A 12,116-nucleotide genomic window follows, 5' to 3' on the forward strand; every position below is an offset into this window, starting at 1 on the left:
GGAGGCGCCGGGCCGTCACCAGGGCGGGCGGTAGCCCGTGGTCAACTTCTCGCCGGTGTGGCGCCACTTCGGTTCCTGGTCCACGGTGTGCGCCGTGATCGCCCGCAGCCTGCGCACGACCGCCCCGTACGCGCCGCTCGCCTTGCTGGAGACCTTCGCGCCGGGAGGCTCGTCCATGAACGGCATGAACTTGTCGGGGAAGCCGGGCATCGTGCAGGCGATGCAGATGCCGCCGACGTTCGGACAGCCGCCGATCCCGTTCATCCAGCCGCGCTTGGGCACGTTGCACTTCACGACCGGACCCCAACAGCCGAGCTTGACCAGGCACTTGGGCGAGTCGTAGGTGTGCGCGAACTGGCCCTGCTCGTAGTAGCCGGCCCGGTCGCAGCCCTCGTGGACGGTCGCCCCGAACAGCCAGGTGGGGCGCAGCTTGTCGTCCAGCGGGATCATCGGGGCGGAGCCGGCCGCCTGGTACAGCAGGTACGTGAGCGTCTCCGAGAAGTTGTCCGGCTGGATCGGGCACCCCGGTACGCACACGATCGGGATGCCGGCCTTCGACTTCCAGTCCCAGCCCAGGTAGTCGGGCACGCCCATGGCGCCGGTCGGATTGCCCTCCATCGCGTGGATGCCGCCGTACGTGGCGCAGGTGCCGATGGCGACGACCGCCAGGGCCTTGGGCGCCAACCGGTCGAGCCACTCGCTGGTGGTGATGGGCTGGCCGGTCTCCGGGTTGTCACCGAACCCGCACCAGTACCCCTCGGGTTTGATGCTCTCGTTCGGGATCGAACCCTCCACGACGAGCACGAACGGATCGATCTCGCCGCGCTCGGCCTTGAAGAACCACTCGATGAACGTGTCGGCGCCGCCGACGGGACCGCACTCGAAGTCGATCAGGGGCCAGTGCACGGCGATCTTGGGCAGACCGGGCAGCACCCCCATCACGATCTCCTCGATGCTCGGCTGCATCGCCGCCGTCAGCGACACGGAGTCGCCGTCGCAGCTCAGCCCCGCGTTGATCCAGAGGATGTGGATCGGGGGGTCCTCGACCGGGTCCTGCGTTGCTGCATCCACGGGGATGCCTCCTTGGTGCTCCTTGGGGAGAAGATCGGGAAGGGGGAGCGGAGGGTCCGGCCTCTCCGGATCCCACCTTTCTTGCTAACAGCCCGCGGGGCCGGGTGCTCCGTCATGTACGGCCAGTCCAGTGACACGGGCGGTGCGGTCACCGATGACACGGGCGGCGGTGCGGTCTCGGGCGCCCGGTCCGTCGGCAGGAGTCGTCACGTGCCGGTCCGGTACGGGCCGCGCGAGGTGCTCGGGCGTGCCCGCCGGGGCCTCCTTGCGCACGAACGCCCGCCGCAGCGCGTGGTACGGCGCCTGCGGGTCGAAGAAGGTCCGGCGCATCACCGCCAGCTCCGCCTCCCGATAGGCCGCCAGCGGTCGGGCCGCCTCGTCCCGCTCGCGCCGTTCCTTCTTCGCCGCGATCCGGGACCGGGTGGCGGGCAGCGCGGCGAGCTGCGCCGCCAGCCGCGCCGCCTCGTCCGCGAACCCCGTCGGAGAGCAGAGGAGCGTACGGTCGACCAGCCCGAGCCGGAGGGCCGCGTCCGCGCTCAGCGGGAGCGCCCCGCAGGTGAGCCGCTCCGCGACGGCCGCGCCGACGCGCCGCGGCAGGGTGTACGTCCAGTACTCCGAGCCGTGCAGTCCCATCAGGCGGTAGTGCGGGTTCAGCACCACCCCCGACCTGCACCACACCTCGTCGGCGGCGAGCGCCAGCAGCGCCCCGCCGGCGGCCGCGTTGCCGCCGACCGCGGCGACGACCAGCCGGTCCGTGGTGGTCAGGACGGCCTCCACCAGGTCGTCCATGGCGTTGATGTTGGCCCAGGACTCCTCGGCCGGGTCCGGCGCAGCCTCGATCACGCCGAGGTGGATGCCGTTGGAGAAGAAGTCCCGGCCGCCGCCCAGGACCAGCACCGAGGTGGGACGGCCGCAGGCCGTCCGGTACGCCTCCAGCAGCCGCCGGCACCGGTCCGTGCTCATGGCCCCGCCGGGGAACGAGAAGGACAGGAAACCCGTCTGCCCCTCCTCCCGGTAACCGATGTCCGACCACGTGCGCCGCCCCGGGTTGACGTGCAGCGGCGCCGGGCGTTCGCGCAGCGCGGGCAACCGGTCGCCGAGCGCGACGGTGGCCGGCAGCTTGACCGGCGCCGGGGCGCCCGGGGTGCGGACGGCCCGCAGCTCCGGGATCCACACCGCCCCGTCCGTGGTGGCCCGGCACACCGCCCCCGCCCGGGTCGCGAGCAGCTCCCCGGCCCGGCCGCGCAGCCGGTCCTCCGGGTGGCCGCCGTGCAGGTACCACTCGGCGCCGAGGAGCTCGTCCCGGACGCCCGGCCGGGAATCGGCGGCACGCAGCACGCGCAGCACGCGCTCGGTGGAGTCCACCTCCCAGTCGAGGCGACGGCACTCCTGCCGCAGGTAGGGGCGCGTCCGGACGGTCGCCGGATCCTGTGGCCGCGGCGTGTGGTCACCGGAGGCGAAGCGGTCGACCGCGAGGAGGACGGCCCGCAGGGCGGCGTCGGCGATCTCACCCCGGTACAGGTCGCTCTTGCCGACCGGCGGTACGGCGCACTCCACCGAGGCCCACACGTCACCGGCGTCCATCTCCGCCCCGGCTTCCAGGACGGTGACGCCCCAGCGCGGCACCCGCTCCTGCACGGCCCGGTCCAGGGACGAGGGGCCCCGGTCACCGACCGGCCCCGGATGCACGATCAGACAGGTGTGGGACGCCCACACCTCCTCGGGCAGCGCCGTCCGGAGCATCGGCGCGATCACCAGGTCCGGCGCGTGGCGACGTACCGCGTCCGTCAGGTTCACGCCGGGCAGGGCCAGTTCGACCGCCACTCGGTGGCCGTGGTCCCGCAACTCGGCGTGGACCCGCTGCGTCAGGCTGTTGAAGGCACTCGCGACGAGCAGGACGTACACGTGATCTCCCAGCGACGGCCCGATGCCGGGACGGCATGACGCCCGGCCTGATTCACGGTTCGTGACCGGAACATGACCGGCCGCCTGAGATGGTCGGGTACGGGATCGGCGCGCCGCCCGCAGCCGTGCGGGAGGAGTCACTCGAAAGCGCGTCCACAGAGGGCCGCTCGGCCCTGGGACGCGACGGGGCGGCGGGGAGGGCGGGGCGCGTGCTCCGCCCGCCGCGCTACTCCCGCTCCTCCACGCGGATGGCCCGCCGAAGGTCCTCGTGCGCCCGGCCGCCCTTGCCCTCCTGCTGCTCCAACAGGGCCGCGGCGATGGCGTCGAGCTTCTGCTGGATCGCGTGCTCGGCCCGGCGCTCGGAGTTCTTCAACAGGGACAGCAACAGCAAGGACACCGCCGCCATCGCGTCCCCCACGAGGTGCTGCCAGATCACCGGCAGGTGGAGGGCGTGGACGACGAGGAACGCCAGCACGAGCCCGACGCAGAGGACGGAGAAGCCGGCGGAGCTGGTGAAGTTGGAGGCCAGCTCGGCCAGCTTCTCGAAGCGACCGAGCCTGCCTCTGCCGCTTTTTTCGGAAGGGTGCTCGAAAGTCATGACGGGCGCCTGCCCCGACGCGGGTGGGCCAATCCTGCCCGTTGCCGGGGGCCGCCGGCGTGGTCCCCCCGGCCGGCCGGGGTCGCGCCGTACGGTGGGCCGGTGGCGCGACGTACGGCAGACGAGGTGGACCCGAGCACGGCCGCGGCCCACCTCAAGGAACGGCTCTACGCGACGATCACGATGATCTCCGTCGTCATCGGGCTCGCGGGCAGCGGCCACGTGGACGCCCTCGGCGCCGCCCTGACGGTGGTCACGGCCTCGGCCGGCCTGTGGTTGGCCTCGCTCGTCGCCGACCAGCAGGCCCACCGGGTGACGCACGGAGTCCTCGCCCGGGGCCGTGACCTGCGCACCATGCTGTTCGTCAGCAGCCCGCTCCTGCTGTCCGCGGTCGGCCCGCTGATCCTCATCGGCCTCGCCGCACTCGACGTGATGCACGTCGAGACGGCCCTCCTCACGGCGGCCGCGGTCAACGTCGCCACCCTGTTCGCCTGGGGCTGCTACGGCGGCATCCGCATGGGCGGCGGAACCGCCTTCGCCCTCCTCGCCGGCGGCATCGACGCGGCGATCGGCACGGCGGTCGCGGCGGTCAAGGTCGCCGCCGGCCACTGACCCCGGGGCGTGCCCGGCGCTCAGGTACGCGGATTCCCGCGCGCCGGCAGGCCGTTCAGGAGGTCGTGCTCGGCCCGGGTGAGCGGAGGGCGGAGGAGTTGAGGGCGTGAGGGTCCCATGAGCGCGGTCAACAGCACGCTGGGCCGGACGAGGGACGTGGGCCGCGCCTGGAGGGCCAGTACGTCGGTCAGGGCCGTGGCCGCCAGGAACGATCCGGTCGCGGTGCGGGACAGCCGGCTGACGTAGCGGTGCAGGAGACGGTCCCCCAGGTGCGGCTGCTTGCCCCTGGTGGGGGAGAAGTGGATGTCCTGACCGACGGCGAGGGCCCAGGCGATGTCGACGGGAGCGGCGATGGCGCGCTGCGCACGCCGGGCCAGGCCGGGAGCCGGGCGGGCCGCGAGGGCGTCGCGCAGGGCGACGGCGCCCAACGCGGCCACCGACATGCCTTGGGCGTAGACGGGGTTGAAGGTCGCGACGCAGTCCCCGAGAGCCACCAGGCCCTCGGGCCACGAGCGCAGCCTTTCGTAGGAGTGGCGCCGGTTCGCCGTGCTGTGCGAGACGCTGACGTCGGTGAGGGGCTCGGCGTGCTTCAGCAGGTCCGCCAGTACCGGGTCGCGCAGCGTCCGGGCGAAGGGTTCGAAGTCCTCCGGGTCCCGGGTGGGTCGGCCCCCCGCGGCGCCCATCAGGCCGGCGTGCCAACGATCGCCCTCGATCGGGAGGATGCCGCCGGCCTTGGCGGGACCCGGCGCACGCGGGTCGGCCTGCACGCCCACCACGGGCCAGCCACGCGTGGGGACCGGTGCCCGGTAGATCCGGCTCGCATAGGTGAGGCCGGCGTCCACGCGGTCCTCGACGAGTCCCCGGACGCCCAGTTTCCCGAGCCATTCGGGCAGGCGCGAGGACCGGCCGGACGCGTCGATGACCAGGTCGGCGCGCAGCTCGGTCTCCGCGCCGTCGGCCGCGCGCACCCTGACCCCCGTGACGGTGCGGCCCTCGCGGAGCAGCTCCACCACCCGGGTCCGCGTTCGAACGCCGACCCGGGGGTCCGAGAGGACCTGCCGGCGGATGACGAAGTCGATCAGGTCCCGGCTCGCGGTGATCACGACATGGGTGGCGCGCTCCCAGCGCCGGTACCACCCCTCCGGAGAGTTGATGACCATGTCGGTGGTCACCGGTACGCGGTGGGCGCCCGCGGCCGTCAACAGGTCGATGGTGCCCGGCACCAGGGAGTCGATGGCCTCGGCCCCGCCGCCCTGGAGCCAGTGGATGTGCGCCGCCTGGGGAACGCCGGTACGCGGTCCGGGCCCGTCGGGCAGCTCGTGCGCCTCGATGACCTCGACGGAATCGACGTGCTCCTTGACGGCGGCCGCGGCGAGCATGCCGGCGATGCTGCCCCCGATGACGAGTACGCGCCGGGGAGGCCGGCTCGTGCCCTCACCCATGACGGGCTTCACCGAGCCGGCGCATCGCCTTCTGCCGCGTCCTCATGGGTCTCCTTCGCGTTCGTCGATGTCCCGCAGCGCGTTCTCGGACGACCGCGTCGAGGCGCGTGAGCGTCTCGGGCGGCAGCGCCTCGGGCGCGAGCGGGGCGGGGTCCATCCGGGGATCTCCCGGCGCGGCGGACGGAAGCGGTGGTGCGCAGGGGAGCCTAGTGCGCCACCACCGCCGTTCCACGATCATTTATGGCCAATCGGCGATCTTCGACGCGCCCTTGCGCGGGGGTGTCGAGCCGGGCGACGGCGCGATCGGCCGGGACGGGAGGCGGGCCATGCCGTAGGCTGCGGGCGGGCCCTTGACCTGCGAGAAGCAGGCAGGGAGCAGACATCTCGGGAGTTTCTTCATGCTTCGTACCATGTTCAAGTCCAAGATCCACCGGGCCACGGTGACCCAGGCCGACCTGCACTACGTCGGGTCCGTCACCATCGATGCCGATCTGCTCGACGCGGCCGACCTGCTGCCCGGGGAACTCGTGCACATCGTGGACATCACCAACGGGGCGCGCCTGGAGACGTACGTCATCCAGGGCGAGCGCGGCTCCGGCGTCATCGGGATCAACGGCGCCGCCGCCCATCTCGTGCACCCCGGGGACCTCGTCATCCTCATCAGTTACGCGCAGGTCGAGGACGCCGAGGCGCGGGCGCTCGTGCCGCGCGTCGTCCACGTCGACGCCGACAACAGGATCGTCGAGCTGGGCGCGGATCCGTCCGCCCCGGTACCGGGAACCGAGCAGCGGCGCGGCCCGCACGCAGTGGCCGGCTGAGGGAGCAGGGGACGATGGCGATCGAACTGCGGGACGAGCGCGCGGCGGGACGGCTGCTGGCCGTCGAGGGCGGCGAGACGGTCGGGCACATCGCCTACTTCGTCCTCGCCGACGCGCCCCACGCGCTGGTGGCGGTGCACACCGTGGTCGAGGCGGGCCACGAGGGCAAGGGCATCGCCGGGCAGTTGGTGCGGCACTTCTACGGGACGGCCGCCGCCGAGGGCGTGCCGGTCGTACCGCTCTGCCCCTACGCCGCGAGCTGGGCGGCCAAGCACCCCGACGAGGCGCCCGAGGCGCCGGCCGAGGTCGTCGCGGCCGCCAAGGCGCAGCTGAAGGCCGACCCCCAGCTGTGGTGAGGCGGCTGACGCTGCTGCACACCTCACCGGTTCACGTACCGGTCTTCGACGCCCTGCGCGACCAGGACCATCCGGGCGCCGCCCTGCGGCACCTGGTGGCCCCGGAACTCCTGGACCGGGCCCGGGCGCTCGGGCCGGGGGCGGTGGTCGCGGACCTCGTGGCGCGGCTCGACGGCGCCGAGGATCCGGTGCTGGTGACCTGTTCCACGATCGGAGCGGTCGCGGAGTCCCTCGCCCCCGCCCTCGGCGTTCCGGTGCTGCGCGTGGACCGTCCGATGGCCGCCGAGGCCGTCCGGATCGGCCCGCGGATCGCCGTACTGGCCACCGTGGAATCGACGCTCGCCCCGACGGTGGAACTGCTGACCGAGGTCGCGGCCGGCCGGCCGGTGTCCGTCCGTACGCACCTCGTCGACGGGGCCTGGGCGCTGTTCGAGGCCGGGGACGACGCCGGCTCCCGCGCCGCCGTCGCGGCGGCCGCGGACGCCGTCAGCGACGCGGACGTCATCGTCCTGGCCCAGGTCTCCATGGCCGGGGCCGTGCCCCTCGTACGGACCCGGCTGCCCGTGCTCACCAGCCCCCGCCGGGGCCTCGCCGCCGGCCTGGGCGCGTAGGCGTCGGGGGCTCGGGCGGGGCTCGGGTGGGGCCCGAGTGGAATACCCCGTTCGGGTGAACGCGGACGGCGGATCCGGTCGGGCCCCGCGGACCGTGGCCGTTCGTCCGGGTTCGGGGGCGTGCCCCGCCGGATCGGGGGCAGGCGGGACCCATGGTGCGCAACGCAGAGCAGACCCAGCCCCCGGTGCCCGGCCCCGACCCGGTACCCGTGCCGGCCCCGCCGGTTCCGGGCCCCCCGCCCGTACCGCGCCCGGCGCCGCCCGTTCCCGGGCCGGTCCCCGAGCCCGATCCGGTGCCCCCGCCGCCCGGCCCCGCGCCGATCCCGCAGCCCGGCCCCCTGAGCTAGGCGACCGGGGCGCCCGACCCCCGCCGCGACGGACGCGGCGGGGCGGTGGTCCGGCGCGGGGAGGACGGACGAAGCCGGACGGAGCCGGAGGTAGCGGTCAACTTCCCTTTGAGGGCGGCCGGTTGTGGCCCTTGTCAGGAATGTGGCACGCCGTTAGGTTGTGCGGTTCCTGATGTCTTCGAGGGGGCTCCCCATGGGTGTACGGGGCCGGCACCGCCGGTACCAGCCGAGCAGCATCAACCGGGCTTCGCTCGCCGTCACCGCCGGTGGCGCCGGGATCGCCCTACCGTTGATCGGCGCCGGGGTCGCGAACGCCGCCTCCGTGGACACGTGGAACAAGGTCGCCCACTGCGAGTCGACCAACAACTGGAAGATCAACACCGGCAACGGCTACTACGGCGGACTCCAGTTCAGTCAGAGCACCTGGCGCGAGTTCGGCGGCACGGTCTTCGCGCCGCGTGCCGACCTCGCCACCCGGGAGCAACAGATCGCGGTGGCCGAGAAGGTCCTCAAGGGCCAGGGGCCCAAGGCCTGGCCCGCCTGCGGCCCGCAGGCGGGGCTCAGCCGCAGCGGCCCCGCCCCCGTCCTAGGCTCGACGGCCACGCCGCAGAAGCCGACCGGGCAGAAGCCCGTCGCGCAGACGCCCGCGCCGCCGAAGGCGCAGCAGTCGCAGGCACCCGAGTCCCAGGCGCACAAGGACCGGATCCAGGCGACCAAGGCCACCACCGGCCCGCCGGTGGCGCTGCCCCGTCCGACCGGGACCTCCGTCCTGCCGAACCCGTACGTCGTCGCGCCCGGCGACTCGCTGTCGGCCATCGCCACCGACCAGCGCGTCGAGGGCGGCTGGCAGGCCCTGTACGAGACCAACCGGGCCACCGTCGGCGGCAACCCCAACCTGATCTTCCCCGGGCAGCGGCTGACGCTGCGGATCACCGCCGCACCGCCCGTCCAGAACCCGGAGAAGCCGCCGCGCACGGCGGAGCCCGTCAAGCCCGTGGAGCCGGCCGCGCCCGCGCCGGAGCAGAGCAAGCCGGCGGAGAAGCCGACGCCGAAGCCGACCCCGGAGCAGAGCAAGCCCGCCGAGAAGCCGAAGCCCGCAGAGAAGCCGAAGCCGGCCGAGCAGGCCAAGCCCGCCGAGAAGCCCAAGCCGAAGCCGGAGCCCGCCTCCAAGCCGGCCGCGAAGCCCGTCCAGCAGCCCGCCGCCGGTGGGTTCTCCGCACCGGTCGACGCCGGCCTGGGCACCGCCTACCGCGTCTCCGGCTCGTCCTGGTCCAGCGGCTACCACACGGGCGTCGACTTCCCGGTGCCGACCGGTACCACCGTCAAGTCAGTGGGCCCCGGCACGGTCCTGTCGGCGGGCTGGGCCGGCGCCTACGGCTACCAGGTCGTCATCAAGCACTCCGACGGCCGGTACTCCCAGTACGCCCACCTCTCCGCGCTCGGCGTGAAGGCCGGCCAGCAGGTCTCCGGCGGCCAGCGCATCGGCCGTTCCGGTTCCACGGGCAACAGCAGCGGCCCCCACCTGCACTTCGAGATGCGTACGGCTCCCGGGTACGGCTCCGACATCGACCCGTTGAAGTACCTGCGCGGGCACGGAGTCCGCATCTGACCCCCGCACGTGCGGCGGCACGGCCGTGAGCAGGACCAGGCCGGCCGCCGCCAGCACGCCGCTCGCCGCCGCGGCCGCCGCGCCGGCGGCGCCGTGCCGGAACCCCTCGTCGAACAGGGAGATCCCGACCGCCGCCGCCGCCACCGGATTGACGACCGTCACGGTGGCCAACGGCGCGGTCAGCCCGGCGCCCCGGTAGGCCGCCTGGGACAGCAGCACTCCGCACGCCGCCAGCAGGGCGATCGCCACCAGGTCCGGCCACGGCGCGGCCGGGTCGGCCGGCGTGAAGCTCTCCGCGACCGCCTTCGTGAACACCGATCCCATGCCGAAGGCCGTGCCGGCCGCCGCGGCCAGCAGCACGCTGCGCAGCACCGGCCGGACCACCCGGTGTGCGGCCAGGAACAGCGCCGCCACCACGCCCCCCGTCACCACCAGCAGGAGCAGCCGCTCCCCGCCCGCGAAGGCCTGCCGGCCCGCGCCGTCCCCGCCCGTCAGGGCCAGCAACCCGGCCAGGCCCGCCGTCGCCATGACCGCGCCCCGCCACGCCGCCGCACCCGCCCGGCGGCGTACGAACACGGCCGCCAGCGGCAGCGCGAAGACGATCGTCAGCGCGCCGAGGGGCTGGACCAGGCTCAGCGGCCCGTACGCCAGCGCCACCACGTGCAGCAGCGCGCCGAGGCCGTTCAGCCCGACCGCCACCCACCACCCGGTCCGGCGCAGGGGCGCGTAAACATGACCCGGCGAGGTCGCCGCGACACGTTCCTGGACGATCGCGCCGCCCGCGTACGCGACGGCCGACACCAGGCAGAGCAGAACCGACAAGGCCAAGGCACTCATGAGAGCCACCATGCCCCAGCTCGACGGGCCGTTCATCCGCCCGGAGGAGTCATGATCGCCGTCCGTGTCATCCTCCGGTCATACACCAGGAGGAGTACGCCGAGTCATCGCCCATACGCGAGCGGTACGGGGTATCGGGTATCGGCCCGCCCATCGCCGCGCCGGCGCCGGGTGCGGAGCGTCGTCAAACCATCCATACCGTGACGATCCGCTCGCGGTGCGTGAGGTGTGCGGTCACGGGTTTGGTGCCCGGCGTGTCGGCTCCGTACAGTGGCGGTTTTGAGGACTTCCGCAGCACGCGGACGCGGACGAACGAGGAACGGCAGCGGCCATGACGGTGACCGAAGACAACCACGCATACGGGCCGGGCATCGACCCCGAGCGGCTTGCCCTCTGCCTCGGCGTGATCGACGAGCTGGACAAGCTGGAGGTCGACCACCCGGACGCCATCACCGTACGCCGTGCCACCGCCGGCCTCTACCGGACGGTCAAGCAGCGCCGTCGCCAGGAGCGCCGCGCCGCCAAGACCGCCAACGACAAGGCCGTCACGGAGTCGACCGCGACCGGTTCCGCCGAACGGATCGACGACGAGACCCAGGGCAACGCCCTGACGACCGCGACCAAGGGGCCGATCGCCGGAATACTCCAGCGACCCCGGTCCTGCTACATCTGCAAGACCCGCTACGTCGAGGTCGACGCCTTCTACCACCAGCTCTGCCAGGACTGCGCCGCCTTCAATCACGCGCGCCGCGACGCCCGCACCGACCTGACCGGCCGGCGCGCCCTGCTCACCGGCGGTCGCGCCAAGATCGGCATGTACATCGCGCTGCGGCTGCTGCGCGACGGCGCGCACACCACCATCACCACGCGCTTCCCCAACGACGCGGTCCGCCGCTTCAAGGCGATGCCCGACAGCTCCGAATGGCTGCACCGCCTGAAGATCGTCGGGATCGACCTGCGCGACCCGGCCCAGGTCGTCGCACTCGCCGACTCCGTCGCCGCCGAGGGCCCGCTGGACATCCTGATCAACAACGCGGCCCAGACCGTACGGCGTTCCCCCGGCGCCTACAGCGAGCTGGTCGCGGCGGAGAACGCCCCGCTGCCGGCGGGCGAGCTGCCCTCCTCCGAGGTCATCGGCACCTTCGGCAGTGGCACCGTCGACCGGGTGGCCGCCCTGACGTCCGGTTCCGGCGAGAAGCTCACCGCCCAGGACGTCACCGAGCTCGCGCTGGTCTCCGGCTCGGCCTCCCTGGAGCGGATCGCGGCGGGCACCGCCATCGACGCGGGCGGCCTCGTCCCCGACCTGCACGATACGAACAGCTGGATCCAGACGGTGTCCGAGGTGGACCCCGTCGAGCTCCTCGAAGTGCAGCTCTGCAACTCCACCGCGCCGTTCATCCTGATCAGCAGGCTCCGCCCGGCGATGGCCGCGGCCGGGGCGCAACGACGCTACGTCGTCAACGTGTCCGCCATGGAAGGGGTGTTCAGTCGCGGCTACAAGGGCGCCGGCCATCCGCACACCAACATGGCGAAGGCCGCGCTGAACATGTTGACGCGCACCAGCGCGCAGGAGATGTTCCAGAAGGACCGGATCCTGATGACCGCCGTCGACACGGGCTGGATCACGGACGAGCGCCCGCACCCGGACAAGATCCGCCTGGCGGAGGAGGGCTTCCACGCCCCGCTGGACCTGGTCGACGGCGCCGCCCGCGTCTACGACCCGATCGTCCGCGGCGAGCTCGGCGAGGACCTGTTCGGCGTATTCCTCAAGGACTACGCCCCCGCCAACTGGTAGACCGGCCGACCGAGGGGGCCCACCGCCGGGGGGGGGCCCGCGGGGTGCCCGGCGTGCGTGGTTTGCTGGGTGATGGTTAGAGGGTGGGTGTGGGTAATAGTGTGTGGTTTATTGT

At 73.3% G+C, this 12,116-nt stretch carries 10 protein-coding genes and 1 pseudogene; 6 read left to right on the top strand and 5 right to left on the bottom strand.

Annotated elements, in window-relative coordinates:
* Positions 1-15 precede the first annotated feature (15 nt).
* The 3 genes from AB0D46_RS04760 to AB0D46_RS04770 all read right to left on the bottom strand — a co-directional run bounded on the left by AB0D46_RS04760 (position 16) and on the right by AB0D46_RS04770 (position 3,574).
* Positions 16-1,071, bottom strand: a complete 1,056-nt coding sequence (locus AB0D46_RS04760; RefSeq protein WP_362875824.1) for a hydrogenase expression protein HypE — start codon at positions 1,069-1,071, stop codon at positions 16-18.
* Between the two features lie 84 nt (positions 1,072-1,155).
* Entirely contained in the window at positions 1,156-2,976 is a 1,821-nt protein-coding gene (locus tag AB0D46_RS04765; protein WP_362875825.1) for a hydrogenase maturation protein, read from the bottom strand.
* Positions 2,977-3,202: 226 nt separating this feature from the next.
* The gene (locus tag AB0D46_RS04770; protein ID WP_362875826.1) at positions 3,203-3,574 is read right to left on the bottom strand and encodes a hypothetical protein; all 372 of its coding nucleotides are present in this window, start codon (positions 3,572-3,574) and stop codon (positions 3,203-3,205) included.
* Between the two features lie 102 nt (positions 3,575-3,676).
* Between AB0D46_RS04770 and AB0D46_RS04775 the strand changes: the two genes are divergently transcribed.
* Positions 3,677-4,186, top strand: a complete 510-nt coding sequence (locus AB0D46_RS04775; RefSeq protein ID WP_362875827.1) for a hypothetical protein — start codon at positions 3,677-3,679, stop codon at positions 4,184-4,186.
* Positions 4,187-4,206: 20 nt separating this feature from the next.
* Here AB0D46_RS04775 and AB0D46_RS04780 read toward each other — a convergent pair whose 3' ends face one another.
* Positions 4,207-5,628 carry an FAD-dependent oxidoreductase gene (locus tag AB0D46_RS04780; protein WP_362875828.1) on the bottom strand — a complete coding sequence of 474 codons (1,422 nt, stop codon included), beginning with the start codon at positions 5,626-5,628 and terminating at the stop codon, positions 4,207-4,209.
* Positions 5,629-6,026: 398 nt separating this feature from the next.
* Here AB0D46_RS04780 and panD point away from each other — a divergent pair, with 398 nt between their 5' ends.
* The 4 genes from panD to AB0D46_RS04800 all read left to right on the top strand — a co-directional run bounded on the left by panD (position 6,027) and on the right by AB0D46_RS04800 (position 9,369).
* Complete coding sequence (panD, locus tag AB0D46_RS04785; protein ID WP_362875829.1) at positions 6,027-6,446, top strand: aspartate 1-decarboxylase; 420 nt, start codon at positions 6,027-6,029, stop codon at positions 6,444-6,446.
* A 14-nt stretch (positions 6,447-6,460) separates the two neighbouring features.
* The gene (locus AB0D46_RS04790) at positions 6,461-6,802 is read left to right on the top strand and encodes a GNAT family N-acetyltransferase (protein ID WP_362875830.1); all 342 of its coding nucleotides are present in this window, start codon (positions 6,461-6,463) and stop codon (positions 6,800-6,802) included.
* Positions 6,799-7,413: an aspartate/glutamate racemase family protein gene (locus tag AB0D46_RS04795; RefSeq protein ID WP_362875831.1), complete on the top strand. Its 615-nt coding sequence runs from the start codon at positions 6,799-6,801 to the stop codon at positions 7,411-7,413. Before AB0D46_RS04790 ends, AB0D46_RS04795 begins: the two co-directional genes overlap by 4 nt.
* A 540-nt stretch (positions 7,414-7,953) precedes the next feature.
* Entirely contained in the window at positions 7,954-9,369 is a 1,416-nt protein-coding gene (locus tag AB0D46_RS04800) for a transglycosylase family protein (protein WP_362875832.1), read from the top strand.
* Between the two features lie 24 nt (positions 9,370-9,393).
* Here the strand turns inward: AB0D46_RS04800 and AB0D46_RS04805 are convergent.
* Positions 9,394-10,206 (bottom strand): annotated as a pseudogene (locus AB0D46_RS04805) (DMT family transporter); the annotation flags it as partial.
* 331 nt (positions 10,207-10,537) lie between these two features.
* Between AB0D46_RS04805 and AB0D46_RS04810 the strand changes: the two are divergent.
* On the top strand, positions 10,538-12,001 hold the full coding sequence (locus tag AB0D46_RS04810) for an SDR family NAD(P)-dependent oxidoreductase (protein WP_362875833.1): 1,464 nt from the start codon (positions 10,538-10,540) through the stop codon (positions 11,999-12,001).
* The last annotated feature ends 115 nt before the right edge of the window (positions 12,002-12,116 follow it).

The organism is Streptomyces sp. NPDC048383 (assembly GCF_040651775.1).
In the GTDB taxonomy this organism is placed as follows: Bacteria; Actinomycetota; Actinomycetes; order Streptomycetales; family Streptomycetaceae; genus Streptomyces.

Bases quoted from the DNA above. Each gene is read 5' to 3' on its own strand.
- AB0D46_RS04800 (WP_362875832.1), top strand. From the start codon at position 7,954: ATGGGTGTACGGGGCCGGCACCGCCGGTACCAGCCGAGCAGCATCAAC.
- panD (WP_362875829.1), top strand. From the start codon at position 6,027: ATGCTTCGTACCATGTTCAAGTCCAAGATCCACCGGGCCACGGTGACC.
- AB0D46_RS04810 (WP_362875833.1), top strand. From the start codon at position 10,538: ATGACGGTGACCGAAGACAACCACGCATACGGGCCGGGCATCGACCCC.
- AB0D46_RS04770 (WP_362875826.1), bottom strand. From the start codon at position 3,574: ATGACTTTCGAGCACCCTTCCGAAAAAAGCGGCAGAGGCAGGCTCGGT.
- AB0D46_RS04780 (WP_362875828.1), bottom strand. From the start codon at position 5,628: ATGGGTGAGGGCACGAGCCGGCCTCCCCGGCGCGTACTCGTCATCGGG.
- AB0D46_RS04790 (WP_362875830.1), top strand. From the start codon at position 6,461: ATGGCGATCGAACTGCGGGACGAGCGCGCGGCGGGACGGCTGCTGGCC.